A 25,657-nucleotide genomic window follows, 5' to 3' on the forward strand; every position below is an offset into this window, starting at 1 on the left:
CAATGGCTGAAACTTATGGCTGGGCAGGCAAGATCCTGCGCGTCAACCTGACCACCGGTGAGATCACCACTCAGGACGATGAAAAGTACCATAAATATATCGGCGGCATGGGCATGGCCTACCGCATCATGTACGAGGAAGCTCCCATGGAGCTGGACCCCTATGACGAGAAGGCTCTGGTCATCTTCGGTGTCGGCCCCCTGACCGGTGCCGGTGTGCCCTGCTCCGGCCGTATGAACGTGACCTTCCGCTCCACCTGGTCTAAGGGTCACTCCATCATCGACGCACACATGGGCGGCCACATCGGCTCCATGCTGAAGTATGCCGGCTACGACGGCATCGTGTTCAGCGGCATCTCCGAAAAGCCCGTCTACCTGCGCATCGAGGACGACAAGGTCTCTCTGGAGGACGCAAGCGAGATCTGGGGCAAGGGCACCTTTGCTGCCAACAAGTGGATGGTGGAGCAGAACGGCCGCGAGTTTGAGACTGCTTCCATCGGCCCTGCCGGTGAGAATCTGGTGGACTACTCCACCCTGAACACCAGCTTCGGCAACTCCGGCGGCGCCGGTCTGGGCGCTGCGCTGGGCAACAAGAAGCTGAAGGGTCTGGCCATCCGCGGCACCGGCAGCGTCAAGGTCGCTGACCCCAAGAAGGTGCTGGAGCTGTCCAACTACATGATGGGCAACCTGATCGGCGGCAACAACAACCACAACGTGCCCGCACAGCCCCAGAGCTGGGCAGAGTACAGCGCCACCTCCGGCAAGAACCGCTGGTCCGGCGCTCCCGGCCGTATGTGGAAAAAGGCTCCCGGCGGCCCCGTGGATACCGGCGAGCAGCCCTACAACGATATCAACAAGGTAGCTCTGCGCTGCTTCAAGGGCTACTTCGATTTCGGCGCTCCCGCTGCCGAGTACACCGTGAAGAACGGCGGCTGCTCCTCCTGCCCCATCCGCTGCTACACCGAGTATGATGTGGATCCGCTGGCAGATTACGATCTGCCCACCCACAACTCCAACACCTGTATGCCCGTGCTGTACGGCACCCGTGTGTACCCTGATGGCGTGCACGACTTCAAGTACGAGGGCGATGGCACCATGGTCATCAACCTGGCATGGTCTCACGCTGTGGACGATATGGGTCTGTGGGACAACTACGGCAACCTGAACCGCGACCTGCTGTGGATCTTGCGGATGCCCCGTGAGGAGGCTACCAAGTACATCAGCGAGGCTGAGTACGATTCCCTGCCCTGGGAGTGGGAGAAGGCCGGCGATCCCGCTGGGAGGTTGAGCTCATCCGCCGCATGGCTTACGGTGAGGGCGACCTGTCCGTCATCGCCAAGGGCACCCTGGCTATGATGGAAAAGTTTGGCCTGCCCAAGAGCTGGCTGGACCGCGACGACGGCGCTACCAACTCCAACTTGATCTACAACGGCTTCCCCAACCACCACGGCCCTGCTGAGGCATGGCAGGTGGGCATGCTGTACAACCTCGTCTACAACCGTGACTGCATGATCCACGAGATCGTCTGCGAGACCGGTTCCGGTGCTCCCTATGAGGTGACCAAGAAGGTCATGGAGGACTTCTTCGGCGAGGGCTGCTACGATAAGGCCAAGGCCTACACTCCCATCAACGAGAACAAGGCAAAGCTGGCTGCATACTGCGTCAACGACAAGAACTTCCACGACTCCGCTACCCTGTGCAACTGGATGTGGCCCATGACCCAGTCTCCCTCCAAGGAGCGTGAGTACCACGGCGACCTGGACCTGCAGGCAGACTTTATGACCGCTGTCACCGGCGAGACCTATACCCAGACCGGTCTGCAGGAGGACGGCGCCCGCATCACCCAGATGCTGCGCGTGATGACCGCCATCAGCTTCCAGCAGAACTGCGGCAGCGCAAACCTGCGTCAGGAGCACGATGCCATCTGCGATTGGGTGTTCGATAAGGACCCCGACTTCAAGGCATTCGAGGAAGGCACCACCAAGCTGGACCGCGCCGACATGGAAAAGGCAAAGGATCTGTTCTACGATGCCTTCGGCTGGGATCGCACCACCGGTGTGCCCACCCGCGAGACACTGGAAAAGTATGATCTGGCTGACATGGCCGATGATCTGGAAAAGCGCGGCATCTACGCCCAGAACACCGCAGCAGCTGAATAAATCCTATAGTAAATCCCATAGAAAGAGGAACGATCGTCATGTTGTTTGGCAGACGTAAACCCGGCTACACCACCACCGTAGATGGCAGCGCAGACCCGGAGCAGGCCGTTCTGGAACTGCAGAAGGCAGAGCTGGCCGCAAAGAAAAAGCCCAAGGCAGAGGTGTTCGACATCGATGCCGCCAGCGAGACGGCCCGCCGACTGAAGGAGACCGGCAGCACCTTTGACGGCAGTGCCGCCAAGGCCGGCGAGGATGTGATGGCCGTGGTGGAGCGGGAGACCGCCGAGCTTGCTGCAAAGCAGGCCGCCGGGGCCGCACCCGAAGCCGCCGAGGCAGCGCAGACCGAGGCAGCAAAGCCGGAGCTGCTGGATTTTCTGGCCGCCGAGCCGGAGGCAGAAAATGATTCCTTTGCGGATCGAGCCCACCAAGACCGCTCCGGAGCTGCCGGAGCTTACCCCGGCACAGGAACTGGCCGGTTACATTCGCTCCCGCTCTGCGGCTGCGCTGCTGACCCCCCACGCCCTGCTGCTGACCGAGGTGGAAAATGCCGACGAGCTGCTGGCGCAGATGCCTGCAGACCCCCAGTGTGAGGACATCACTACCCGCAAGGGCGCAAAGGATACCTACTACTATTCCACCGCCAACATGAGCGACAACTACGCCATGATCGCGCAGCTCATCGAGGACAAGGATCTGTGTGTGATGTTCGCCGAGATGGTGCGGTTCAATGCCCGCATCTATCCCAGCGCCACCCCGCTGAAGTACTTCCAGCGCTCTCCCTACGGCCTTGCGCCGGAGGTCATCGAGCAGACATGGGAGTCCATGCAGGGCAAGCCGGAGTATGCCGACATTGAGGAGCTGACCAACAATCAGAATGAGCGGTTCCTCTTTTCCACCAAGCACCTCACCCGCCGCTATGCAAAAGCCATCAGCGACGTGGACGAGTTCTGCGACTAAAAGCATTCCCACACAACTGAACAGGGTATAAGAGCTTCTTTGAGCAAAGGCGTCTAAACTCTCACAAAGAGCAGGACACCGCGCCGCAATGCTAAGGGCCCGGATCAAAATAGATCGGCCGGCATTCAAGGGTGGAGGGGAAAACCCCGCCGCCTTCCCGCAGAAGAAACGCTGCAATTTGAAAAAAAGAACTCCTCCCATCCACACAGGGCACTTCCCGGGCCGTACCGTCACTGCAAGGACGGCACAGGCCGGGGATGCCGTCGGCAGGGCAGACTGCAAGCTGCCGTTGGCCGGTATGTGCGGATATTCTGCGGAGGCGTTTTGATTTTCGGTCAAGACGTCTCCGCTTCTTTTTCACCTGTCGTTAAAAAAGAATATCCCCGGCGCGTCCCGTCTGAGCCATAGCAGACCGGGTGCAGCCGGGCATTTGGAGGATTTTTTATGAAACAGCCTTTCTGCGCACCTGCCGCTGCGCTGCGCCGCGTGCTGGATGCAGCGGCGGCACTGCCGCGCCCGGCGGTGGAGACCCTGCCGCTGGAAAAAGCCTGCGGCCGCATTGCTGCAAAGGCGCTGTGCGCCCGGATGGACCAGCCCCCCTTTGACCGCAGCCCGCTGGACGGCTACGCCCTGCACAGCGCCGATACCGCCGGGGCCAGCCGCGAAACGCCGGTCACGCTGCCTGTGACCATGAAGCTCTACGCCGGGGATGCCCCCGCCGCCGCCCTGCCTGTGGGCTGCGCGGCCCGCATCATGACCGGTGCCCCTCTGCCGGAGGGCGCGGACTGTGTGCTGATGCAGGAGCTGACCGACAGCGGCGAAGAAACGGTGCAGCTCTATTCAAGCCTGAAGCCCCAGCAGAATGTGGTGCTCCGGGGCGGGGATATCGCCGCCGGAGCCATCATTGCCGCCGAGGGCACACCGCTGACCCCCGCACATCTGGGTGTGCTGGCAGGGCAGGGCTATGCCGAGGTGCCGGTGTACCGCACTCTGACCGTAGGCATTCTTTCCACCGGCAGTGAGCTGCTGGCTCCGGGTGAACCGTGGGCTCCCGGCAAGATTTACGACGCTAACGGCATCCAGAACGCCGCCCGGCTGGGGCAGCTGGGCTTTGCCGTGCAGCGGCGGCACTGCTCGGACGACCCGGAGGTCATCGCCTGCCAGCTGCGGGAGCTTTTGACCGGCTGCGATGCCGTCATTACCAGCGGCGGCGTTTCGGTAGGGCAGAAGGACTATCTGCCCGCCGTGCTGGAACAGCTGGGGGCACAGATGATCTTTGCGGGCGTGGCACAGAAGCCCGGCAGCCCCATGCTGGCGGCAGAGGTCGCTGGCAAGCTGGTGTTCTGCCTGTCCGGCAACCCCTTTGCCGCAGCGGCAACCCTGGAACAGTACGCCGTCCCGGCCCTGCTGCGGGCGGCAGGGCGCCGGGAGGAAAGCTGCATTCTTCCCCGCACCACCTGCACCCTGACCACCGGCTTTTCCAAATCCAGCAAGGGCGACCGCTACCTGCGGGCGAAAGCGGCAGGCGGCAGCGTGACCATCCCCGGCGAGGGCAGCGCCGAAGCGCATTCGTCCGGCAGCCTCTCTGCCATGATCGGCTGTAATTGTCTGGTAAAGCTGCCCGCAGGCAGCGGCCCGGTGGCTCCGGGCGAAGAAGTGGAGGTGCTTTACTTTGTATATTGAATCCAAACAGGCTCTGGCAGAAGAACTGGAGCTCAAGCGTCCTGCAGTGCTGGCCGTCAGCGGCGCACACAACAGCGGCAAGACCACCCTGCTGGAAAAGCTGCTGCCCGTCCTGCGCAGCCGTGGGCTGAAGGTGGGCATCATCAAGCACGACGGCCACGATTTTACCCCGGATGTGCCCGGCACCGACAGCTTCCGTCTGCGGGAAGCAGGGGCCGAAGGCGTGGCGGTCTACTCCGGCACCCGCTATCTGCTGACCGAGGAATTCCGCCTGACCGAGCAGGATCTGCTGGCCCTGTTCGAGCGGCACGGCTATGATCTTGTGCTGCTGGAAGGCTTCAAATCCAGCGGCTGGCCCAAGATCGAAGTGGTGCGCAGGGAGATCGCGGACGCGCCGGTGTCGTTCCAGCCGCTGGCCGTGGTGGGCGACATCCCGGGTGCAGACTTCGGGCTGGAGGATATCCAGCCGCTGGCCGATTGGATCATTGCCCAGATGCCGACTCTGTAAGGAGAAGATAAGATGAAACTGATTCGTACCGAAGATGCGGCAGGGCAGGTGCTCTGCCATGATATCACCCAGATCATTCCCGGCGAGTTCAAGGGTGCCCGCTTCCGCAAGGGGCATGTTATCCAGCCGGAGGACATCCCGGTGCTGCTCTCCATCGGCAAGGAAAACCTCTACGTCTGGGAAAAGCACCCCGGCATCCTCCACGAGGACGAGGCAGCCGCCCTGCTGTACAAGGCCGCTGCGGGCAAAAACATCCACGGCACCGAGCCGAAGGAGGGCAAGATCGAGCTGATCGCGGACTGCGACGGCCTGCTGAAGATCACCGCAAGGCGCTGCTGGCGGTGAACAGTCTCCCGCAGATGATGATCGCCACCATCCACGGTGATCTGCCCGTGAAAAAAGGCCAGAAGCTGGCAGGCACCCGCATCATCCCGCTGGTGATCGAGCAGGAAAAAATGGACGCCATGCAGGCCGCCGCCGGGGCAGAGCCGATTTTGAACGTGCTGCCCATGCAGGCCAAGAAAGTGGGCATCATCACCACCGGCAGCGAGGTGTTCAAGGGCCGCATTGAGGATAAATTCACCCCCATCCTGCAAAGCAAGCTGGCTGTCTACGGCTGTGAGGTGATCTTCCACAAGGTCTGCGATGACGACCCTGCCGGCATCACGGCCGCCATTCTGGAAGCCAAGGCCGCAGGGTGTGAGCTCATCTTTACCACCGGCGGCATGAGCGTGGACCCGGATGACCGCACCCCGCTGGCCATCAAGAACACCGGGGCCGAGATGATCACCTACGGTGCCCCGGTGCTGCCGGGTGCCATGTTCCTTGTGAGCTATCTGGACGGTGTGCCGGTGTGCGGCCTGCCCGGCTGCGTGATGTACGCCAAGCGCACCATTTTTGACCTGCTGCTGCCCCGTCTGCTGGCGGACGACCCCATCACCGCCGAGGACATCGCCCATCTGGGCGAGGGCGGTCTGTGCCTGAACTGCGAAGTGTGCCACTGGCCCAACTGCGGCTTTGGGCACTGCTGAAAACCCTCTCAGGCAAAGCCTTTCGGCTTTGCCAGCTCCCCCGAAGGGGAGCTTTACTAAGGTGAAAAAATATGAACGAAAATAATCTGACCCATTTTGATGCTGCCGGGAATGCCGTGATGGTGGATGTGAGCGCAAAGCCCGTCACCACCCGGGAAGCCACTGCCCACGGCATCATCACCATGAACGCCGAAGCCTTTGCTGCCGTGCAGAGCGGCACTGTGAAAAAGGGCGATGTGCTGGGCGTGGCCCGCATTGCGGGCATCATGGCCACAAAAAGAACCAGTGAGCTGATCCCACTGTGCCATCCGCTGCCCCTGACCAAGGTGAGCGTGGACTTCCGGCTGCTGCCCCAGCGGCAGGCCGTGGAAGCCCTGTGCACCGTCAAGACCGCCGGGGTCACCGGTGTGGAGATGGAAGCGCTGACCGGCGTTTCCACCGCGCTGCTCACCATCTACGATATGTGCAAGGCGGTGGACAAGGGCATGGAGCTGGGCGAGATCCATTTAGTGGAAAAGACCGGCGGCAAGAGCGGCCACTATATCCGGGCGGAGGGCGGCTATGTTTGATTCCACCCGGCGCGAGATCCACTATCTGCGCCTTTCCGTTACCGACCTGTGCAACCTGCGCTGCCGCTACTGTATGCCGGACGGCGTGGAAAAGCTGGAGCGCGAAGCCGTGCTCACCTACGAGGAGTTCCTGCGTCTGGCGGCGCTGTTCGCCCAGTGCGGCATCGACACCGTGCGGGTGACCGGCGGCGAGCCGCTGGTGCGCAAAAACGTGGCACAGCTGGTGGCCGGGCTCAAGGCCATCCCCGGCATCCGCAAAGTCACCATGACCACCAACGGCATCCTGCTGGCGCAGCAGCTGCCCGCTTTGCTGGCAGCCGGGCTGGACAGCGTGAACATCAGTCTGGACACCCTGCGCCCGGAGGTGTTCCGGCAGATCACTGCTCGGGACGAGTTTGCGGCCGTGCAGGCGGGCTTGCAGGCGGCGCTGGAAAGCGGCATCCCGGTCAAGCTGAATTGCGTGCCGCAGGCAGGGGTGAATGAGGGCGAGCTGGAAGACCTTGCGGCCCTTGCCGAGAACCGCCCGCTGCAGGTGCGGTTTATTGAAATGATGCCCATTGGCTACGGCGCGGCCATGCCCTGCATCTCCGGTCCGGAGCTGCGGCAGCGGTTTGCCCGCCGCTGGCCGGAGCTGCAGCCGCTGGCAGAGGCAGACTTCGGGGACGGCCCGGCAGTATACTACACCGTGCCCGGCTGGCAGGGCAGCATCGGCTTTATTGCGGCGGTGCACGGCAAATTCTGTGCCAGCTGCAACCGGGTGCGGCTGACCAGTCAGGGCTTTCTGCGTCCCTGCCTTGCCAGCGAAGCCGGGTGCGACCTGCGTGCCCTGCTGCGCAGCGGCGCAGACGATACGCAGCTGCTGGCCGCCATCCGGGAGACCATCTGGGCCAAACCCCGGGAACACCATTTTGAAGACAGTTCCATGCCCGCTACCCGCGGCATGTATCGCATCGGAGGATAAATTTTTATGGGAAAAATTCTGGCCATCTGCACAAGCCCCAAGCGCGGCACCGTCAAGACCGAGGTGCCCAGCGCCGTGCTGACCCCGGAGTGGGGCATCGTGAGCGATGCCCACGGCGGCAGCTGGCACCGGCAGGTCAGCCTGCTGAGCGCGGAAAAAATCGAGGCTTTCCGTAAAAAGATCTGGGTGGACTATGGTGCCTTTGGCGAAAATCTGGTCATTGAGGGCTTCGATTTCCGCAATCTGCCGGTCACCAGCCGGTTCGCCATCGGGGACGTGGTGCTGGAAATGACCCAGATCGGCAAGGAGTGCCACAACGACTGCGTTATCAAGCAGCAGACCGGCGAGTGCATCATGCCCCGGGAGGGCGTGTTTGCCCGGGTGCTGCAGGGCGGCGAGATCCATGTAGGGGACGAAGTGACCCTGCTGCCCCCGCTGGAAAACCCGCCCCTGCGGGCTGCGGTCATCACCCTTTCGGACAAGGGCAGCCGCGGGGAGCGGGAGGATAAGAGCGGCCCGCTCATTGTGGAGATGCTTACCGCCGCAGGCTATGTGGTGGAGGAGACCATGATCCTGCCGGACGAAGCAAAGGCCCTGAAGGCTCAGCTCATCCGTCTGGCCGACGGCCGTCAGGTGAATCTGATCCTCACCACCGGCGGCACCGGCTTCTCCCCCCGGGATATCACCCCGGAAGCCACCTGTGCGGTGGCAGACCGCAACGCCCCCGGCATTGCCGAGGCCATGCGCTATCACAGCCTGAGCATCACCCCGCGGGGGATGCTGAGCCGCGGCGTCAGCGTGCTGCGGGGCAAAACGCTCATCGTCAACCTGCCGGGCAGCCCCAAGGCCGTGCAGGAAAATCTGGAGTACATCCTGCCCAGTCTGGAACACGGTGTGCGCATTGCCGCCGGTCTGGACGGCGAGTGCGCCCGCAAATAAGGTTTTCCCGCCCTGTTTTCCTTTGCGGGGCGTAGAAATAGAATGTTGTTTTACTTGAAGGAGAAAAACAGATATGAACGACCATCGCATTTCCCGCCGGAGCTTTCTGGCTGCTGTCGGCATCGCCGGTGCAGCCGCTGCCCTCACTGCCTGCGGCGGCGCTGCTTCCAGCACAGCCGCTTCCGTGGCATCCTCTGCCGCCGCTTCTTCACAAGCAGCCCAGAGCGTGGAGCTGATCGTGTTTGCCGCCGCATCCCTCACCGAGACCCTCACCGCCATCGGTGAGACCTACTCGGCAGAGAACCCGGGCGTGACCTTCCGCTTCAACTTCGACTCCTCCGGCACCCTCAAGACCCAGATCCAGGAGGGCGCGGACTGCGATCTGTTCATCTCTGCCGGTCAGAAGCAGATGGACCAGCTGGACATCATGGCTTCGGCCGATGTGAACAAGGACAGGCTGGACTTTGTGGACAGCGACACCCGCGTGGACCTGCTGGAAAACAAGGTGGTGCTCTGCGTGCCGGAGGGCAGCGACAAGGGCATCGACAGCTTCGACGCTCTGGCCGAGCACCTGAAGGCACAGGACATCCTGTTCTGCATGGGCAACAGCGATGTGCCCGTGGGCCAGTACACCCAGAAGATCCTTGCCTACTACGATCTGGACGAGGAGGCACTTGCCGCTGCCGGTGTCATCACCTACGGCTCCAACGTCAAGGAGGTCACCACCCAGATCACCGAGGCCAGCGTGGATGCCGGTGTCGTCTACTGCACCGATGCTTTCAGCGCCGGTCTGACCCCCGTGGATGAGGCCACCAAGGAGATGTGCGGTCAGGTCATCTATCCTGCCGCCGTGCTGAAGGCTGCCCCCAACGCCGAGGCCGCCAAGGAGTTTCTGGCCTATCTGCAGACCGACCATGCCGCCACCGTGTTCGAGGGCGTGGGCTTCAGCGCCGTATAAAGGAGCAGGCATGGACTGGTATCCGTTGTGGAACAGCCTGCGCATCGCCCTTATCAGCTGCGCAGCGGTGTTCTTTCTCGGCATTTTTGCCGCTTATTATATCGCAAAGCTGCCGCGCACCGTCAAGGGCGTGCTGGACGTGTTGCTCACCCTGCCCATGGTGCTGCCGCCCACGGTGGTGGGCTACTTTCTGCTGCTGCTCTTCGGTGCAAAGCGGCCGGTGGGCATCTTCTTCATGGAGCAGTTCGGGGTCAAGCTGGTCATGAACTGGTACAGCGCCATCTTTGCCTCCATCGTGGTGGCCTTCCCGCTGATGTACCGCACCGCCCGCGGCGCCTTTGAAAGCTTTGACGAGACGCTGGCATGGTCGGCCCAGACGCTGGGCCAGTCCAACAGCTGGATCTTCTGGCGGGTGCGGATGCCGTACTGCCGTCAGGGCATTCTGGCCGGAACTGTGCTGGCCTTTGCCCGGGCGCTGGGCGAGTACGGTGCCACCAGCATGATCGCAGGCTACACCCCCGGCAAGACCGCCACCATCGCCACCACGGTCTACCAGCTGTGGCGCACCAACGATGAGGCCGGTACCATGCGCTGGGTGCTGGTGGATATTGCCATCTCTGCGGTGGTGCTGCTGGCGGTGAACCTGCTGGAGAAAAAACAGAAAGCGGGTGGCCGGAAATGAGTCTGGAAGTGAACATTACCAAAAAGCTGGATGGCTTCACCCTTCGGGCCGAGCTTACCGCAGGCAGCACGGCCACCGCCCTGCTGGGGGCCTCCGGCTGCGGCAAAAGCATGACATTGCGCTGCATCGCGGGTATCGTAAAGCCGGATGCGGGCCGCATCGTGCTGGACGGCCGGGTGCTGTTTGACAGCGAACAGCACATCGACCTGCCGCCGCAGCAGCGGGGCGTGGGCCTTCTGTTCCAGAACTATGCGCTGTTCCCCAACATGACCGTGGAGCAGAACATCCTCTGCGGGCTGAAAGCGGAAAAAGACAAGGCCGTCCGCAGGGAACGCTGCGCGGAAATGCTGCGTGCCATGCGGCTGGAAGCACTGGCGAAGCGCTGCCCGGCCCAGCTTTCCGGCGGGCAGCAGCAGCGCACGGCGCTGGCCCGCATTCTGGTGGGCAGGCCCCGCATCCTGATGCTGGACGAGCCTTTCAGCGCGCTGGACAGCTACCTGCGGGAAGAGGTGGAGAGCGAAGTGGGCAGCCTGCTGGCGGGATTTGACGGAACGGCTCTGCTGGTGACCCACAACCGGGACGAGGCCTACCGCCTGTGCCGGGAGATGGCTGTGATGGACGGCGGGCGGGTGCTGCGCACCGGCACCACCAAAGAGGTGTTTGCCGACCCGCAGAGCATTACCGCCGCACGGCTGACCGGCTGCAAAAATATTCTGCCCTGCACCCGCGTGGATGCGCACACGGTGCGGCTGACCGGCTGGGACGCCCCGCTGCGCCTTGCAGCCGAGGTGCCGGAACACTGCACTGCCGTGGGGATCCGCGCCCACGACCTGATGCCCTGCGCACCGGGAGCGCAGAACGCACTGCCGGTAAAGGCGTTTTCCAGCAGTGAAAATCCGTTTGACTGGAATCTGATTTTTCTGGCACCCGACGGCACGACCCGCCTGTGGTGGAAGGTGAGCAAGGCAACGCTGGGGGCTGCTGCACCCGCCGCGCCGCAGTGCTTTGCCGCTGCGCCGGAAAGCATCATGCCGCTGGTGTGAAACCTGCCCCTGCATGAATCGACAAAAAATAAGGCGAGATTTTGTGTAACTTTACAAAACATAAAAAATGTGATGACAAAGTTGTTGCAGCTTTCAGATTAAAAGAAATAACAGAAAACGCTGTACTTTAAGCATCAAAGGCAAAGACGCTTCGCGAGAGATCGCAAGGCGTCTTTTTTTATTACTCTGCAAGGCAAGGCGGCCTTGAGGGAAAGATGAAACAGGAAAAGGGGAATTCGCAGGGCTTCAACACCGCCGAGGTACTGCTGTACATCATCCTGCCGCAGACCTACCGCAACATCGTGCCCACCCTGCTCAGTCAGGTGATCACCACCATCAAGGACTCCTCGTATTTTCTACGCTGGTCTTTTTGGTGGGCGCGGGTGGATATCGCGAGCCGCGCATCTAAAAAAGCCCCGCAGGGGCTTTTTTGCCCGCCGGACTGTACGGCGGGCCGATGCTGTTCGAATCCACCCTTGAGGGTGAAACTTAAGATACCGGATAAAACAAAAACCTCAGCGTACTTTCATACGTTGAGGTTTTTTGGTGGAGCGAAGCAACCCAAATCCGAACCATTGCCCTCTGGGGCATCTTTGGCGGCGATTTCATCGAAAGTGATGGTTTTTGTGCCGTCTTTGTAGTTGAATGTAATCAAAACTTTTTCATCATAGAGATAAACAGCATTCACGAATGTGTTGATAAGCGTCTCCCGGTGGCTTTTCACGTTCGGGTCGAGCTTGCGGAACCGGGTCAGCCAGAACCGAACCTGATTTTCACTCAACCGAGGCCGAGCGATTTTTTCTTCGGTGATCCGAATTTCAAGCTTTTTCTGCTGGGCTTCCAGCTTTTCCAAACGTAATTTGGTGGAGTTGGTCAGCACACCTGCTTGGATGGCGTTCAGCATATTCTCAATGCCGTTCTCCACCTCGCGCATCTGCTTTTCCAGCAAAGGTAGCGTGGTGTTTTCCTGATCCTGCAACTCCATCACTTCCGCAACGATGGCATCAATCACGGCATCGTCCTGAATCAGCTTCATGGTTTCAGCTATGACCAATTCTTCCAGCCACTCTTTACGGACGGTCTTTTTCTTGCAGGTCTTGAAACGCTTCGCGGTAGAGCATTTATAATAATGATGAACGACCTTGTTCCTACCCGTACCGCACTCGCCGAACATCATCGCGCCGCACATTCCGCAGAACAGCTTGGTGGTGAGCAAGTAATCGTCCTCGGCCTTGTGACGGGCAGGAGCGCGGCTGTTCTTCTTGATTTTTTGCTGCACTTCTTCAAACAAGTCCTTGTCCACGATGGCCGGGATGCTGTCGGGCATCACAATGTCCTTGAAGTGGTTTTCTCCGATGTACCGTTTGTTCGTCAACAGCTTCTGAACACTGTTGTAGGTAAACTTCTGATTGCGGTTGGTGGTCACGCCACTGTCGTTCAGCCAGTTCATCAGTTCTTTCATAGTTGCACCATCGTTGTACCGCTGAAAGGCTTCTACCACAAAGGGAGCTTTCAGCGGGTCGATTTGAAAGAACTTCTCCTCGTCCACCTTAAAACCAATGGGAATCGTGCCGCCGTTGTACTTGCCCTTCAGAACATTCTCAGTCATGCCGCGCACAACTTTTTCAGAAAGCTCTGCCGAGTAGTATTCAGCCATGCCGGTGAGCATACTCTTGACCATGATACCCGCAGGGCTGTCAGAGATAGGCTCCGTGGCAGATACCAGCTTGACATGATTTCGTTCCAACTGGTACTCATAGTGGGCCGAATCATAGCGGTTTCGGGCAAAACGGTCAAGCTTCCAGACCAGCACAATGTCAAACAACCGTTTCTCGCTGTCCTTGATCATCTGCTGGAAGTCCGGGCGGTTGTCGGTTTTGGCGGAAAGGGCACGGTCAATATAGTGCTTGACCACAGTAATGCCGTTCTTTTCGGCGTAGGCCGTACACTCGCGAATCTGGCCTTCGATGGATTCTTCGCGCTGGTTGTCGCTGGAATAGCGGGCGTAAATCACGGCGGTCATGCAAACACCCCTTTCACTTCATTCTCCGCAGGCGGCGCACAAGGTCGGATGCACTGTACAGCACACGAGCCACCGACACGGCATCCTCGCCCACGATGTAGAATACCGAGTAGTTGTCCACCAGCATCTGCCGCAGCCCTTGGGTGCGCTCTGGTTCGCTTTCCACCAGCGCGCAGCGTTCCGGCAGGATGTTCAGCGACTGGATGGCTTCCGCAATGCGGTTATACTGCCCCATAGCCGTGTCAGGTTCCAGCAGACGGTCAGCAATGTAGCTGTAAATCTGCTCCATATCACTGAGGGCTGCATGGGAAATTTTTACGTCATACTGCTTCATCTGTGCTGTTCCCTGAACTGTGCGAATGCGCTTGCAGCATCCACGGTATCACCGTTCTGAATCTCCTTGATGCCCACCTGCAAGGCTGCATGAAGCTGATCATCGGTCATGGTGTCAGTGTTCAGAGCCGCAGGAGCTTTCGGTAAAGACAGCGAGAAGGGGATGCCGCCAGTCAGGGTGATCTGGCGCAGGTACATATCAATGGCGGTCGCCATCGGGATACCGAGCTGCTTCAGCACATCCTCGGCTTGCTGCTTGACGGTAGGGTTCACACGAAGATTGAGTGTCATCGTTTTTTCCATGGTTATCACCTCAAGTTTATTGTAACGTATTTTGCGTTGCAAGTCAATCGAGTGCGAAGTCGCAATTGAAATTCTCTATATTGCACAATATACTTATTGCCGAATTGTCAATGTTCGATATCAAAATCACTTACTCCTCTTGCGATAGTAAGTTCCCACTGGAATTTAGCGCATCGACCGCATCGCTATTGAGAACGAGTACGGCAACACCCCTGCGCAGCGAGCAGAGCTGGATTGGTTGCTCTACAACAAGCTATTAGAGTATGCGCAGATGGTGCTGGGTGGGGAGATAGAGCACTACCTTTCACTTGGCTGCGACCATGGCAGACTAGAAGATTGACCTTTAATTAAAATATCCAAGGCAAAACAACAGCCCTCTACTTGCAGTCGTTGCAAATAGAGGGCTCATGGTTAGTTAGTAGTTCAACCTATTATGGTAACCATCTGAAAATACTGATACTGGTATTCATCTTCTAATACCGCCTGCATTTCTTCCATGTATAGCGGGTCTTTCAACAGTTTGGGATGAAATGCTCGCTCTCTCCAGAGTCGGACTCCAATTTCGGGAAAAAAATATTCCGTTCCCAGTTGCAAGTCCTTTTCGTTGCAAATAACGTTGTCCTTTTTCATTAAGCTATCAATAATACACTCGGCAGCTGTATTAAACATATCCATCCCGAACAATTTTATTGATGCCACTTTAGACAAATCACGCTGGATGCCGATTTCAGTAGCTTTTCCGTTCCGGTACTGCACAAGAAAGAACGAAGCGTTATCCATATATCGTCCTGTTATCAAATTAGGATCACCAGTTTCAGCACAACGCTCCATTTGCATTGCTTCATCAGAAGAATTCGACCACTGTTTCTTCATTTGTAGAAGAGCATTTTCTAGCTCATCTGACGTCATGCCTAATTTTAATTGTCCAATTCCAATATGTGGTATAATAATTATCTCTTTCATAACAAAACCTTATACCAAAAGGTAAACCACACAAATGCAGCAGTTGCACATATCATCAGAACCAGTAGTATCGTACTTGCAAGTTTCTTCTCAATGGAAACTTTCTGATTTTCGCATAGGACAATCTGCTGAAGATTGTGAAATTCGGCTTCGCTGACATTTCCATTTAATGCTTTCCATGCAGTGCAGCGATCTGTAACCAGCAAAAAATCGGACAGCATTTCCATAAAGATGACAGCGAAAAATGCCAGAGAAAAGAACCACATCCCATTCCATTGAAGTTCTGTCAACACCCTCTGAAGACTTGAAGGCTTTAATGACACTATATTGGTTTTAGGTTATTCTATATTTTCTTGACTTTTTAGAAATTGTGTGTATTCTTCAAAAAAATCAATTACTGATGCTCGGTAAGTTCAGATTCTTACTAAACAAATTTGTTTAGTACATCTATCCTTGGATGTTCACTTTTCCATGAGATTGCTGTGGTAGATGTGGCTTGCTGATTTTTTAGTATCAGGATAGTATCACGCAATTCTGTCCAATCAGGAATTTGCCTTTTTGATTTTTACTTCAGGCTCTTTCGTAATCTTTTCAGCAAATTCCATCTTTAGTGGCATTGCTGGCGTTTTCATTAGCAATGCCGGATTAGTATTCTCTTGAGCAGTGTCTTTCTCCTGTTCTGCTTTTATCACAATTTTCTTTTCATCACTCATTTCTTCACACCACTTCTTGTGGACGTTCTTAGATTTCCACCATTATCCCTTGTATGTTTTACAGGCATCGGCGGTGTCGTTACACTCTTAGCTGGATTGCTCTGTGCTGGCTTGTTCTGTTCTGCCATTTTATGTACCAACCTTTCATCTCAACTTCATAACGCCGATAAAAAAGCTAATTACTATACTCCCGATTGACAAGTAAAAGCAAATCATCGAAGCCATTATCAATTTAACACGCCTATCGTTTATTTTCGCTTTCTTCTTTTGAACTTTTCCCACTAAATCAATCCACTGATTGATTTGGTGGTATTTAATTGTAAGTTTTTCCCACTCAGGATCATTTACAACCGTATCCTTCATATCCAGTATATCTGGAAATGCTTCTGTTTTCCATCTCCATTGCGCTAAGGATGCTAAAAGTAAACTCACAATCAGCAAAAAAGCAACAACAGATACTGCTATCAGAAAAAAATTCAAGGTCAGCTTTCCCCGGTATTCTATGCAAATAGCCGTAGCCGCAAATACAGCTGCTGTCATGAATGAAAAAGCCGTTTGCATCTGACTGGACTGTTGAATTAAATTTTGTTCTCTTTTTTCCTCCGCATCATATTTCAATGTTGCCAACTCTTTGATGTACTGATACTGTGCTGTTATCTGTCTTTCCTGTTCGATTGTCAGTTTCATTTCTATCCTTTCATTTAGTATACCACTCATTCACATAAATGTACATACTATCATTTATATATATCACTTCCGCCAATCCCAAAGAACTTGTCAAAGAAGCTCTTCAACTTATCGATTACACCCTGCTTCTTCTGTGCACGGCCACCGCCGCCAAAACGGGAAACAGGCGGCATCAACTTGTCAATATCCGTGCCAACAGTCTTGATTTCGCCATCACGGAACGCATTTGCCAAATACTTGCGGGTCTCTGGCTCTTTCAGCTTTTCCTCCTGAATGATTTGGACAAGCTCTTTCTCCCGCTGTTCCGACACATAGGTGTTCCACTCTGCCATCACGTCATCCACATCGTTGACCCCTGCAATAAAGGTTTCGATCAGCTGCTTTTTGCTGCGCAGTTCCGGGCTGGCGTCAATCGCCTTGCGAATCGTGATGAGCACTTCTTTATCGTCACAATGAGTATCATGGTACTTTTTGACCAGCATCAGAATGTAGTCAATGTTAATTTCGACCTGCCGAATCAGCTCCACCTCGAACACCACATCATCCGTGATATCCTCTTTGGTTTCATCGTGCTTCTTGTTACGCCATTCATCCCGCAAATCCTGATAGCGGCCCAAATAGTCCTGTAAATCTCGTTCAGAGATCATCTCGTTGCCCTTGAAATCATCAAAGGAGGACAGCAGGTTCCGCATCCGCAGCAGTGCACCAAACAGCACGATAAAGTCTTTCTGGTTCTGCTCCCCGATGATTTGCGGCTCTGTCAGCGGGAACTTCTGCGTCAGGTCATCGATCATGTCCGTATAGCCCTGATGGTATTTTCCCTGCTCGTCCATATAACCGTGGTAGTAGTCCGCATATTTGCGCAACAGAACGATGCCGCCCGCATTTTTATCTCCAAACAGCGAAATTGCCGCATCCACCCGCTTTTGCAGATTGCGGAAGCAGACGATATTGCCAAAGGTCTTGATGCTGTTCAAGATACGGTTCGTCCGGCTGAACGCCTGAATCAGACCGTGCATCTTCAGGTTTTTGTCCACCCAAAGGGTGTTCAGCGTAGTAGCATCGAAGCCCGTCAGGAACATATTGACCACGATCAGCAGGTCAAGCTCTTTATTTTTCATGCGGAGCGATACATCTTTATAGTAATTCTGGAACCGTTCGCCATCGGTCGAGTAGTTCGTGTGGAACATCTCGTTGTAATCCTGAATGGCTGCGTCCAGGAAATCCCGGCTGCTCTGGTCGAGGTTGGAGGTATCTTCCGGGTTTTCCTCGTCCAGAATGCCATCTGTTTCCGCTTCGTTGGCTCCATAGCTGTAAATGGTAGCAATGCGCAGCCGCTTGGTTGGGTCTGCCGCCATCTGTTTTTTGAACTCCTGATAATACAGCTTTGCCATCGGCACAGATGCCACGCAGAAAATCGAATTAAAACCGCTGACGCGCTGTTTTTGCTTGATTTCATCCACCGCACCACGCTGGGCAGAGGCCACCTCTGCCACATTCGTCAGCAGATTAAATTCATACGATTTGTCTCCCCGATAGGTTTTCTGGTCAAAGTGGTCAAGGATGTACTTGGTCACCAGCGAAATACGCTTGGGTGCCATGAATGCCTTTTCCCGGTCGATATCCCAAACCTGTTTATCGTCCATGTCTGGCTCTGCATCCATCGTCTTGATGTAATCTACACGGAATGGTAGCACATTCTTGTCGTTGATGGCATCCACGATAGTGTAGGTGTGCAGTTGATCGCCGAACGTCTGCGCCGTGGTGAAATAGCGTGGATCAGTGGAGCTTCCTGCGTTGACTGCAAAAATCGGCGTTCCAGTAAAGCCGAACAGGTGGTACTTTTTGAAATTGTGGACAATGGCTTTATGCATATCACCGAACTGGCTGCGGTGGCACTCGTCAAAGATGATCACAACGTGCTTCTGGTAGACCTCATGCCCCGGATTTTTCTTGATGAAGGTCGCCAGCTTCTGGATGGTGGTAATGATGATATGTGCTTCCGGGTTTTCCAACTGGCGTTTCAGAATCGTGGTGCTGGTGTTGGAGTTTGCCGCGCCCTTCTCGAAGCGGTCATACTCCTTCATGGTCTGGTAGTCCAAATCCTTGCGGTCTACCACAAACAACACCTTGTCGATGTAGGGCAACTGCGATGCCAGCCGTGCCGTTTTGAAGGAGGTCAGCGTCTTGCCGGAACCAGTGGTGTGCCAGATGTAGCCGCCGCCCTCGATGGTGCCATACTTTTTGTAGTTGTTGGCGATCTCGATGCGGTTCAATATCCGCTCGGTTGCCGTAATCTGGTATGGGCGCATCACCATCAGCATCTTTTCTGAGGTAAAGATGCAGTACCGGGTCAGCACGCTCAGAATCGTGTGCTTTGCAAAGAATGTCCGGGTAAAGTCGATCAGATCCGTCAGCACGCGGTTGTTTGCATCGGCCCAGTAGGAGGTAAATTCAAAGCTATTGCTGGTCTTTTCCTTCTTGGTCTTGCCGTGTTTGGCATCCTTGATGGCATTGTAGCGGGTGCTGTTGGAGTAGTACTTGGTATTTGTGCCGTTGGAGATCACAAAAATCTGCACATACTCATATAAGCCGCAGCCCGCCCAGAACGAATCCCGCTGATAGCGGTTGATCTGGTTGAACGCCTCCCGGATGGCCACCCCGCGCCGCTTCAGTTCCACATGAACCAGCGGAAAGCCGTTGACCAGAATCGTCACATCGTAGCGATTATCATGCCGCGCACCGTCCGCCTGCTTCACCTCGTACTGGTTGATGACCTGCAGGCGGTTGTTGTGGATGTTCTTTTTGTCGATCAGTGTGATATTTTTGGAGCTGCCATCATCCCGGTGCAATACCTGCACATTGTCTTCCTGAATCTTCCGGGTCTTTTCAGGAATATGCTCGTTGGGGTTAGCAATTACATCACTGAAAAACTGCCGCCACTCCGTATCGGAAAAGTGGTAGTGGTTCAGCTCTTCCAACTGGCTGCGGAGGTTAACAATCAGTTCATCCTCGGTATGCAGCGGCAGATAGGTATAGCCCTGCTCGCACAACAGCCGGATAAACTCTTTTTCCAGTTCCGCCTCACTTTGGTAGCTGTCAGAGCGCACCTTGGAGGGTTCATAGGCAGCAACAACGGTATCTTCATTGGTAGCCGCAACGATATTGAAAAAGGACATTTTCACACCCGCCTTTTACTCATACAAGCCTGCTTCTTCTCGTTCTACTCGAATATCTCGCAGTTTTCTTCCCTGATAAAGCCAATGCACCGGCCCCTGTAGCGGATAGGTCGTCTGCATGATTTTTTGAGCCAACGCAGAAAGCGAATAGGTTTTACCCTGATACTCAATTTGCCTATCATCTTTTACAACGGCTACAACCTCAGGATGATTTTGCAGCACGATCTCTGCCCCCATCGGAATACCACATTTAATAAATGAGAACGGGGCTTTGCGTTCTTTTGCTTCTTCCTGAATTTCAGCCGCAACTTCTTCGTCTGCAATCTCATGGCCTTCCGGGGTAAGGCGCTGCAGTTTGTCCATTGTGCCGCTTAATTTTGCAATGCTCTCCAAAAGCGCATAAGCATCCTCTTTTGTCATTGCATAAAACTCTTTTGTTCTTGTCTTGCCATCGAACGTATCAATGGCGCGCAAATCAGGATTCAAACGGTCGATCAGGCTATGCAGTTCTTTATCTTGTAGCGGAGTTGAAACATCGTAAGTAGCATATACCCGAAACGCAAATGGGATGCACTCGCTTCGATTTAACTGTTTCAGTCGATTTTCGATATTGGTCGCATAGCCAATTTTTACATAATCCGGAAAAGAGGGATTTGTCAAGATATAAATTACACCAGCCTTTTTTGCTGCACTCACGTTGCAGCCACCTCCTTAAACGTCAACAATTTATCTCGATAATATTCATACTGCTCTTGTCTTGCTTCGATCTCCGCGGGCAGGCCGCTGGTCAAATCATTGCAGATTGCATCAAAGCGATCAAGGATAGAAACAATCCGTTTTTGTTTTTCAATCGATGGGAGATCAATTTGCAAACTTAAAATTCTTGTTGAGTTCAAATCTCCACGTGCACCCTCCTTTTTCGCAAGAAGTTCTTCCTGCTTTGCACAGATGCAGTAATACACATACCTGTACAACGCCATCTCCGGGTCAACTTCAAGATTCAAACAATGCTGGTTTGTTGTCAGCGGAATTTTATTGATTGCACATCTTCCAGCAGTCGCGCCCGAAATTGCAACTATTACGCAGTTCTCTGGAATCCACTTTGCCGCAGAATTTTTTACTGCACTCTCCGTAATGAAGCACTCCGTCTTGCAAATATCCCGGAATACCACTTCCTGCGTCCTCAGCCAAGGAATATTTCCGTCCTCGTAATATTCTGATACGCCTTTTTTCGGTGTTCCGCCAGAACAACTGTTCTTTACTACATCTTGCAGAGAAACAACCGCATAGCCAAACACATACTGCAAGAGCTTAATCAGTGCTCTGCTCTGCTCTGCTCTGCTCTGCTCTGCTCTGCTCTGCTCTGCTCTGCTCTGCTCTGCTCTGCTCTGCTCTGCTCAAAATTGTGTTGCCGGTTTCCACAAATGTCAAGAGCTTATCTCGGTAATACTCGTACTGCTTCTGCCGGGCTTCAATTTCAGCGGGCAAACCAATGTTGAGGTCGGAGCAAATCTTCTCAAAGTTGTCCAGCACATTTACAATGCGGTTCTGAACATCGAGAGAAGGAACGGTAATTATCGCTTTTGCAATATTATCATTGTATAACCTCTGTATTGTCCCTCCGCTGGATACCTTCCACGGTTTCAGCTCATAGCAGTAGCGAAGATAACTATTCAAAACAACACTTTCATTGTTGTCAATCCAAACGATGTTAGAATCTTGAAAATACGCCGGCTTACCATCATAAACGACAGTTCTTCCGATCGTTCCTGCCGCCGAAATCAACACATCACCTTTCTTCGGAAAACTATACTTGGAGCGATACTCGTCAAATGTTTCTTTCGAAATATATGCATCTGCTTTCTTGCCAAATGTTCCAATTTTATAAAAAGGGACACCTTCAACTGTATTTGTTTGGCTCTTCAAAATGCGCTTGCACATACAAATCGGCCCGATATCGCCCAAAGAGATTTTCACAATCTTAGCCTTTTCGTTTCCGCCAAATGTTAATAGCTTATTCCGATAAAATGTGTACTGTTTTTGACGAGCTGTAAGCTCTGCTGTAAGCTGGTTTTGTAATTTTACAACATTTTCCGTGTAATTATCCAAAGTATGGACAATCTCACTCTGAATCTCAATTGGTGGAAGCGGAATTGTCACCTTGCCAATATCGTCCTTATTAATTTTTATAGGAACTGCATTTATAAGTGTCCTTTTTCTTAATTCCTTACGTCCATGTATACTCTCGATTGCATATTTTAGAAAACGACTTTGAACTTTGTCTAATTGTGGTCTCAACAGTGCCAGCGACACATAAAACGCGAGTGCTTCATTTCTGTCAACAACCGTACAAACACCAACTGACCCTATTCGAGTCATCATCACATCCCCAATTCTTGGTTTGATTTTATATTTTTCAAAATCTTTCTCAGAAATATACTTTCGCGTTGCATATAGATTACCTATATTTTCAACACTGGCAAATTTAACACCCGACTCAGTATAATTTGGTGTACTGTGGGTGCCATCATAAATATCGCATACACTATTGAGCTTTACATACTCTACTCCATCCGGGCAAAGTTCCCGAATCATTTCATCCAGCTTACTCATTTTTCATTTCCCACCTAATACAGCTCATCGTCTGCCGTTCTTGTACTATCATTGGATAAATCATATAATCCCAAGGCATCAGTTTTAGCAAGTATGGAATATTATCTGTTCTGATGATTTCAAACCCATCTCTGTACACATAAATCACATATCTGATTTTATCCTTGAATTGATAAATATAATTCAAAATTTTCTTATCTCTACTAAGACGATAATTTTTGAAATCTTCTTGTTTACGCATATCGCCTTGCGACATACCATTGATCCAGTCTGTATATACGCATTCTATCATTCCTAGTGCGCTTTCATCATACTCGATCATGAAAATTCCTATTTCTTTAGTTCCATTATATTTTTCAAGGCTTTGAAGATGTTTCTCCCAGCTATCTTGAAAAGATTTCTTCAAATCCTCATAACTATGCGCACCATATTCAAATGTCCAGCTTGTTGAACGCAGTGTATTGCACTCCATTTCATGCTCCCACTGCTTTCTTACTTCTTCTTGCTCTTTTTGAACTGCACTTTTAAAGGCCTGTTCGTCTTTCTTGTGCTCTGCTCCTTTTCGAGTAGTTTTAGATGATGTAATCTGAAAATGTTCTATAAATCCTTTTCGGAATATAAAATCAGGGAACTCACTAAGGCGTTCATTCGGTTTAGCTGTTCTCAGGATGCTCGCAATTTCAAACCTATCATCTTCCAATAATCCAAAACAGCTTTTATAGCATTCGTGATTTACAAGCCACTGCCAAAGCCCATTATTAAATTCATCATCAGTTACATTTAGAATTGTACGGTGTCCAAAAGGTTCCTCACAGGGCACATCATCACGCCAAAAGAATCCCCGCTTCACCAAATCCAAACAGTTTTGTTCTTTTATTCCTCTTTGGGTTGTCTGCCCCATAAGTATCTCCTTTCCATTTTATTCAATTGAATTTGTTTCCAAATACCTGTCAAAATCGCTCTGGTACAGCCGATCCTGCACCACGCGATACTTTTCAAACTCCGTTTCGGCGTGCATTTTTGCAAGCTGTGCCGAGATTTTGCCGTTGGGAGCATCCTTCCATGTGTGAAGCCCCATGTGCGGCTTTTCGGCATCCGCACGCTCATAGATCAGCTCTGCCGCCGTATGGCGATGCACGGCATAGTGCATCTTGTTCTGCACCTTTGCAAAGAACTCTTTTGTGGTCAGCGCGTTGCGGTCATAATCCAGCGAAGTAGCGTAAATATCGGTAAGTTTCTGGTAGAAATTGCGCTCCGAAATACGAATTTCCCGGATACGCTCCAACTGCTCTTCAAAGTATTTCTTGGTCAGGACTGTGCCGCCGTTTTTCAGGCGCTCCTCATCCATTGCCCACCCCTTGATGGTGTACTGCTCCACGATCTGGTTCGCCCAGACACGGAACCGCACCGCCCGCTGGTTGTTCACCTTGAAGCCGACCGCAATAATCATTTGCAGATTATAGTGGTTCACGCTGCGAGTAACCTGTCGGCCACCCTCATTTTGAACTATTCGGAATTTCCGAATAGTTGCCGCCTCGTCCTGCTCATGGTCAGCATAAATCTTTTTGATATGCTCATTGATGGTCGGAAGCCCCACATCGTAAAGGGTTGCCATCATCTTTTGCGTCAGCCAGATGTTTTCATCCTCGTAGCGCATCTCGATGCTGTCCTTGTCCTCGCCCGTAGAGGCAACAAAGGTCAGGTATTCCGCCGCAGAAGAACGTACCAATGCAGAATCTTTCTTTTCGTTTTCCATCTCAGCCCTCGATTTCTGCCACGATCTGGTCAATGGCGGCCCGCAGTTCGTTTTCTCGTGCTACGATTTGCGCAATTTCAGCGTTCAGCTTTACAATGTCGATCTTCTCGCGGGTGTCCTTGGCTTCCACATAAGTGGAAACTGACAGATTGTAGTCATTTTCCTGCACCTCGGAATACTCCGCCAGATGGGAGAAGTGCGCTTCTTCTGCCCGCTGTGCAAAGGTGTCCACGATCTTATTGATGTTTTCCGGCGTGAGCTTGTTGTTGTTCGTCACCTTGACACACTCGGAAGAAGCGTCAATGAACAGCACTTTATTATCCGTTTTACCCTTTTTCAGCACCATGATGCAGGTGGCAATACTGGTACCAAAGAACAGGTTGCTCGGCAACTGGATGATGCAGTCAATAAAGTTGTTGTCCACCAGATACTTGCGAATTTTCTGCTCTGCGCCGCCACGGTACATGATGCCGGGAAAACAGACGATTGCAGCCGTACCGTTGGAAGCCAGCCATGCCAACGAATGCATGATAAAGGCCAAATCCGCCTTACTTTTCGGAGCCAGAACACCAGCCGGGGCAAAGCGCGGGTCATTGATGAGCAGCGGATTCTCGTCACCGGCCCACTTGATGGAGTACGGCGGATTCGATACGATCAGCTCAAAAGGTTCATCATCCCAGTGCTGCGGATTGGTCAGCGTGTCCTCACAGGCAATGTCGAATTTGTCAAATTCGATGTCGTGCAGAAACATATTGATGCGGCACAGGTTGTACGTTGTGATGTTGATTTCCTGCCCAAAGAAGCCGTTGCGCACGGCATCCCGTCCCAGCACCTTTTCTGCCTTCAGCAGCAGCGAACCAGAGCCGCAGGCCGGATCATAGACCTTGTTGATTTCCTTCTTGCCTACGGTACCCAGCCGAGTCAGCAGTTCCGACACATCAGCAGGCGTAAAAAACTCGCCGCCGGACTTGCCCGCATTGCTGGCGTACATGGTCATCAGGTATTCATAGGCATCGCCAAAGGCATCAATGTCATGCTCTTTCACATCGCCAAGGTTCATATCTGCCACGCCGTTCAGCAGTTTCACGAGCTTCTCATTGCGCTTGGCAACAGTCGCGCCCAACTTATTGCTGTTGACATCATAATCATCGAACAACCCTGCAAACTGCCCCTCGGAGGAGCTGCCCTTTGCGGATTCCTCAATGTGTCGGAAGACTGTTTCCAGCGTTTCGTTGAGGTTTTCATCGCTGGCCGCTTTTGCCCGTACATTGCAGAACAACTCACTAGGCAGGATGAAGAAGCCTTTTTCTTGTACCAGTCCTTCCCGTGCCTGCTCTGCCTCTGCATCAGGCATATCTTCATAGCGGAAATCCGGGTTGCCTGCATCAATTTCGCCCTGATTGATATAGCTGGCAATGTTCTCCGAAATATAACGGTAGAACATCGTACCGAGAACGTAGCTTTTGAAATCCCATCCGTCCACTGCGCCGCGCAGATCATCAGCAATCGCCCAGATTGCACGGTGCAGTTCTTCGCGTTCCTGCTCTTTTTTGGTGTCTACCATTTTTATTTCCTCCATCAAATGCGGATTTCCGCAT

The 25,657-nt window shown here is 53.6% G+C and carries 24 protein-coding genes and 2 pseudogenes; 13 read left to right on the forward strand and 13 right to left on the reverse strand.

The genetic code is table 11. The features are described 5' to 3' along the window. Positions 1 to 2 precede the first annotated feature (2 nt). The 12 genes and pseudogenes from ACKXF7_RS06680 to ACKXF7_RS06735 all read left to right on the forward strand — a co-directional run bounded on the left by ACKXF7_RS06680 (position 3) and on the right by ACKXF7_RS06735 (position 11,489). Positions 3 to 1,355, forward strand: a complete 1,353-nt coding sequence (locus tag ACKXF7_RS06680; protein WP_423742490.1) for an aldehyde ferredoxin oxidoreductase N-terminal domain-containing protein — start codon at positions 3 to 5, stop codon at positions 1,353 to 1,355. After that, positions 1,301 to 2,158: an aldehyde ferredoxin oxidoreductase C-terminal domain-containing protein gene (locus ACKXF7_RS06685; protein WP_423742491.1), complete on the forward strand. Its 858-nt coding sequence runs from the start codon at positions 1,301 to 1,303 to the stop codon at positions 2,156 to 2,158. Before ACKXF7_RS06680 ends, ACKXF7_RS06685 begins: the two co-directional genes overlap by 55 nt. A 399-nt stretch (positions 2,159 to 2,557) precedes the next feature. Beyond that, positions 2,558 to 3,115 carry a hypothetical protein gene (locus ACKXF7_RS06690; protein ID WP_423742492.1) on the forward strand — a complete coding sequence of 186 codons (558 nt, stop codon included), beginning with the start codon at positions 2,558 to 2,560 and terminating at the stop codon, positions 3,113 to 3,115. 444 nt (positions 3,116 to 3,559) lie between these two features. Further along, on the forward strand, positions 3,560 to 4,798 hold the full coding sequence (gene glp, locus ACKXF7_RS06695; protein WP_423742493.1) for a gephyrin-like molybdotransferase Glp: 1,239 nt from the start codon (positions 3,560 to 3,562) through the stop codon (positions 4,796 to 4,798). Continuing rightward, the gene (mobB, locus tag ACKXF7_RS06700; RefSeq protein ID WP_339395794.1) at positions 4,788 to 5,306 is read left to right on the forward strand and encodes a molybdopterin-guanine dinucleotide biosynthesis protein B; all 519 of its coding nucleotides are present in this window, start codon (positions 4,788 to 4,790) and stop codon (positions 5,304 to 5,306) included. The genes glp and mobB overlap by 11 nt, the downstream gene beginning before the upstream one ends. 12 nt (positions 5,307 to 5,318) lie before the next feature. Further along, a pseudogene (locus ACKXF7_RS06705) lies at positions 5,319 to 6,337 on the forward strand (molybdopterin-binding protein). Between the two features lie 71 nt (positions 6,338 to 6,408). Next, positions 6,409 to 6,906, forward strand: a complete 498-nt coding sequence (gene moaC / locus ACKXF7_RS06710; RefSeq protein WP_339395792.1) for a cyclic pyranopterin monophosphate synthase MoaC — start codon at positions 6,409 to 6,411, stop codon at positions 6,904 to 6,906. Further along, positions 6,899 to 7,867 carry a GTP 3',8-cyclase MoaA gene (gene moaA / locus ACKXF7_RS06715; protein WP_423742494.1) on the forward strand — a complete coding sequence of 323 codons (969 nt, stop codon included), beginning with the start codon at positions 6,899 to 6,901 and terminating at the stop codon, positions 7,865 to 7,867. Before moaC ends, moaA begins: the two co-directional genes overlap by 8 nt. 6 nt (positions 7,868 to 7,873) lie before the next feature. After that, positions 7,874 to 8,806 carry a molybdopterin-binding protein gene (locus ACKXF7_RS06720; RefSeq protein WP_423742495.1) on the forward strand — a complete coding sequence of 311 codons (933 nt, stop codon included), beginning with the start codon at positions 7,874 to 7,876 and terminating at the stop codon, positions 8,804 to 8,806. A gap of 73 nt (positions 8,807 to 8,879) precedes the next feature. Then, positions 8,880 to 9,764 (forward strand): molybdate ABC transporter substrate-binding protein, encoded by an 885-nt coding sequence (gene modA, locus ACKXF7_RS06725; RefSeq protein ID WP_423742496.1) that lies wholly within the window; start codon positions 8,880 to 8,882, stop codon positions 9,762 to 9,764. A 10-nt stretch (positions 9,765 to 9,774) separates the two neighbouring features. Then, positions 9,775 to 10,446: a molybdate ABC transporter permease subunit gene (gene modB, locus ACKXF7_RS06730; RefSeq protein ID WP_423742498.1), complete on the forward strand. Its 672-nt coding sequence runs from the start codon at positions 9,775 to 9,777 to the stop codon at positions 10,444 to 10,446. Next, a complete protein-coding gene (locus tag ACKXF7_RS06735; protein ID WP_423742499.1) occupies positions 10,443 to 11,489 on the forward strand; it encodes a sulfate/molybdate ABC transporter ATP-binding protein in 1,047 nt (348 codons plus the stop codon). The genes modB and ACKXF7_RS06735 overlap by 4 nt, the downstream gene beginning before the upstream one ends. Positions 11,490 to 12,015: 526 nt before the next feature. On the opposite strand, the gene ACKXF7_RS06740 is transcribed toward ACKXF7_RS06735, so the two are convergent. Genes ACKXF7_RS06740 through ACKXF7_RS06750 form a run of 3 tightly spaced genes read right to left on the reverse strand, consistent with a single transcriptional unit; the run spans position 12,016 to position 14,148 of the window. Beyond that, positions 12,016 to 13,512: a recombinase family protein gene (locus tag ACKXF7_RS06740; protein WP_423742500.1), complete on the reverse strand. Its 1,497-nt coding sequence runs from the start codon at positions 13,510 to 13,512 to the stop codon at positions 12,016 to 12,018. 13 nt (positions 13,513 to 13,525) lie between these two features. Beyond that, a complete protein-coding gene (locus tag ACKXF7_RS06745; protein ID WP_015537812.1) occupies positions 13,526 to 13,846 on the reverse strand; it encodes a type II toxin-antitoxin system RelE/ParE family toxin in 321 nt (106 codons plus the stop codon). Further along, a complete protein-coding gene (locus tag ACKXF7_RS06750) occupies positions 13,843 to 14,148 on the reverse strand; it encodes a type II toxin-antitoxin system RelB/DinJ family antitoxin (protein WP_207685513.1) in 306 nt (101 codons plus the stop codon). The genes ACKXF7_RS06745 and ACKXF7_RS06750 overlap by 4 nt, the downstream gene beginning before the upstream one ends. Before the next feature lie 172 nt (positions 14,149 to 14,320). Here ACKXF7_RS06750 and ACKXF7_RS06755 point away from each other — a divergent pair. Then, a pseudogene (locus ACKXF7_RS06755) lies at positions 14,321 to 14,488 on the forward strand (DUF6061 family protein); the annotation flags it as partial. An 83-nt stretch (positions 14,489 to 14,571) separates the two neighbouring features. On the opposite strand, the gene ACKXF7_RS06760 reads toward ACKXF7_RS06755, so the two are convergent. The 10 genes from ACKXF7_RS06760 to ACKXF7_RS06805 all read right to left on the reverse strand — a co-directional run bounded on the left by ACKXF7_RS06760 (position 14,572) and on the right by ACKXF7_RS06805 (position 25,623). Then, a complete protein-coding gene (locus ACKXF7_RS06760; RefSeq protein WP_423742501.1) occupies positions 14,572 to 15,111 on the reverse strand; it encodes a hypothetical protein in 540 nt (179 codons plus the stop codon). Positions 15,112 to 15,653: 542 nt separating this feature from the next. Then, complete coding sequence (locus ACKXF7_RS06765; protein WP_179859799.1) at positions 15,654 to 15,824, reverse strand: hypothetical protein; 171 nt, start codon at positions 15,822 to 15,824, stop codon at positions 15,654 to 15,656. Between the two features lie 144 nt (positions 15,825 to 15,968). Further along, entirely contained in the window at positions 15,969 to 16,511 is a 543-nt protein-coding gene (locus ACKXF7_RS06770) for a hypothetical protein (RefSeq protein ID WP_097780351.1), read from the reverse strand. Positions 16,512 to 16,561: 50 nt separating this feature from the next. Then, positions 16,562 to 19,690, reverse strand: a complete 3,129-nt coding sequence (locus tag ACKXF7_RS06775) for a type I restriction endonuclease subunit R (protein WP_423742502.1) — start codon at positions 19,688 to 19,690, stop codon at positions 16,562 to 16,564. Between the two features lie 15 nt (positions 19,691 to 19,705). Further along, a complete protein-coding gene (locus ACKXF7_RS06780; protein WP_112143441.1) occupies positions 19,706 to 20,386 on the reverse strand; it encodes a GIY-YIG nuclease family protein in 681 nt (226 codons plus the stop codon). Further along, positions 20,383 to 20,988 carry a restriction endonuclease subunit S gene (locus tag ACKXF7_RS06785; protein ID WP_423742616.1) on the reverse strand — a complete coding sequence of 202 codons (606 nt, stop codon included), beginning with the start codon at positions 20,986 to 20,988 and terminating at the stop codon, positions 20,383 to 20,385. Before ACKXF7_RS06785 ends, ACKXF7_RS06780 begins: the two co-directional genes overlap by 4 nt. Before the next feature lie 13 nt (positions 20,989 to 21,001). Next, entirely contained in the window at positions 21,002 to 22,303 is a 1,302-nt protein-coding gene (locus ACKXF7_RS06790; protein WP_423742503.1) for a restriction endonuclease subunit S, read from the reverse strand. After that, entirely contained in the window at positions 22,296 to 23,204 is a 909-nt protein-coding gene (locus ACKXF7_RS06795) for a hypothetical protein (RefSeq protein WP_423742504.1), read from the reverse strand. The genes ACKXF7_RS06790 and ACKXF7_RS06795 overlap by 8 nt, the downstream gene beginning before the upstream one ends. An 18-nt stretch (positions 23,205 to 23,222) precedes the next feature. Next, entirely contained in the window at positions 23,223 to 24,059 is an 837-nt protein-coding gene (rhuM, locus tag ACKXF7_RS06800; RefSeq protein WP_423742505.1) for a RhuM family protein, read from the reverse strand. Position 24,060: 1 nt separating this feature from the next. Next, the gene (locus ACKXF7_RS06805; protein WP_118527921.1) at positions 24,061 to 25,623 is read right to left on the reverse strand and encodes a type I restriction-modification system subunit M; all 1,563 of its coding nucleotides are present in this window, start codon (positions 25,621 to 25,623) and stop codon (positions 24,061 to 24,063) included. Between the last annotated feature and the right edge of the window lie 34 nt (positions 25,624 to 25,657).

The organism is Faecalibacterium sp. 7, assembly GCF_049562865.1.
GTDB lineage: Bacteria > Bacillota > Clostridia > Oscillospirales > Ruminococcaceae > Faecalibacterium > Faecalibacterium wellingii.

Excerpts from the sequence above, each read along its gene's own strand:
- ACKXF7_RS06680 (WP_423742490.1), top strand. The coding sequence starts at position 3 with ATGGCTGAAACTTATGGCTGGGCAGGCAAGATCCTGCGCGTCAACCTG.
- ACKXF7_RS06685 (WP_423742491.1), top strand. The coding sequence starts at position 1,301 with ATGGCTTACGGTGAGGGCGACCTGTCCGTCATCGCCAAGGGCACCCTG.
- ACKXF7_RS06690 (WP_423742492.1), top strand. The coding sequence starts at position 2,558 with ATGATTCCTTTGCGGATCGAGCCCACCAAGACCGCTCCGGAGCTGCCG.
- glp (WP_423742493.1), top strand. The coding sequence starts at position 3,560 with ATGAAACAGCCTTTCTGCGCACCTGCCGCTGCGCTGCGCCGCGTGCTG.
- moaC (WP_339395792.1), top strand. The coding sequence starts at position 6,409 with ATGAACGAAAATAATCTGACCCATTTTGATGCTGCCGGGAATGCCGTG.
- moaA (WP_423742494.1), top strand. The coding sequence starts at position 6,899 with ATGTTTGATTCCACCCGGCGCGAGATCCACTATCTGCGCCTTTCCGTT.
- ACKXF7_RS06720 (WP_423742495.1), top strand. The coding sequence starts at position 7,874 with ATGGGAAAAATTCTGGCCATCTGCACAAGCCCCAAGCGCGGCACCGTC.
- modA (WP_423742496.1), top strand. The coding sequence starts at position 8,880 with ATGAACGACCATCGCATTTCCCGCCGGAGCTTTCTGGCTGCTGTCGGC.
- modB (WP_423742498.1), top strand. The coding sequence starts at position 9,775 with ATGGACTGGTATCCGTTGTGGAACAGCCTGCGCATCGCCCTTATCAGC.
- ACKXF7_RS06735 (WP_423742499.1), top strand. The coding sequence starts at position 10,443 with ATGAGTCTGGAAGTGAACATTACCAAAAAGCTGGATGGCTTCACCCTT.
- ACKXF7_RS06740 (WP_423742500.1), bottom strand. The coding sequence starts at position 13,512 with ATGACCGCCGTGATTTACGCCCGCTATTCCAGCGACAACCAGCGCGAA.
- ACKXF7_RS06745 (WP_015537812.1), bottom strand. The coding sequence starts at position 13,846 with ATGAAGCAGTATGACGTAAAAATTTCCCATGCAGCCCTCAGTGATATG.
- ACKXF7_RS06750 (WP_207685513.1), bottom strand. The coding sequence starts at position 14,148 with ATGGAAAAAACGATGACACTCAATCTTCGTGTGAACCCTACCGTCAAG.
- ACKXF7_RS06760 (WP_423742501.1), bottom strand. The coding sequence starts at position 15,111 with ATGAAAGAGATAATTATTATACCACATATTGGAATTGGACAATTAAAA.
- ACKXF7_RS06765 (WP_179859799.1), bottom strand. The coding sequence starts at position 15,824 with ATGAGTGATGAAAAGAAAATTGTGATAAAAGCAGAACAGGAGAAAGAC.
- ACKXF7_RS06770 (WP_097780351.1), bottom strand. The coding sequence starts at position 16,511 with ATGAAACTGACAATCGAACAGGAAAGACAGATAACAGCACAGTATCAG.
- ACKXF7_RS06775 (WP_423742502.1), bottom strand. The coding sequence starts at position 19,690 with ATGTCCTTTTTCAATATCGTTGCGGCTACCAATGAAGATACCGTTGTT.
- ACKXF7_RS06790 (WP_423742503.1), bottom strand. The coding sequence starts at position 22,303 with ATGAGTAAGCTGGATGAAATGATTCGGGAACTTTGCCCGGATGGAGTA.
- ACKXF7_RS06795 (WP_423742504.1), bottom strand. The coding sequence starts at position 23,204 with ATGGGGCAGACAACCCAAAGAGGAATAAAAGAACAAAACTGTTTGGAT.
- rhuM (WP_423742505.1), bottom strand. The coding sequence starts at position 24,059 with ATGGAAAACGAAAAGAAAGATTCTGCATTGGTACGTTCTTCTGCGGCG.
- ACKXF7_RS06805 (WP_118527921.1), bottom strand. The coding sequence starts at position 25,623 with ATGGTAGACACCAAAAAAGAGCAGGAACGCGAAGAACTGCACCGTGCA.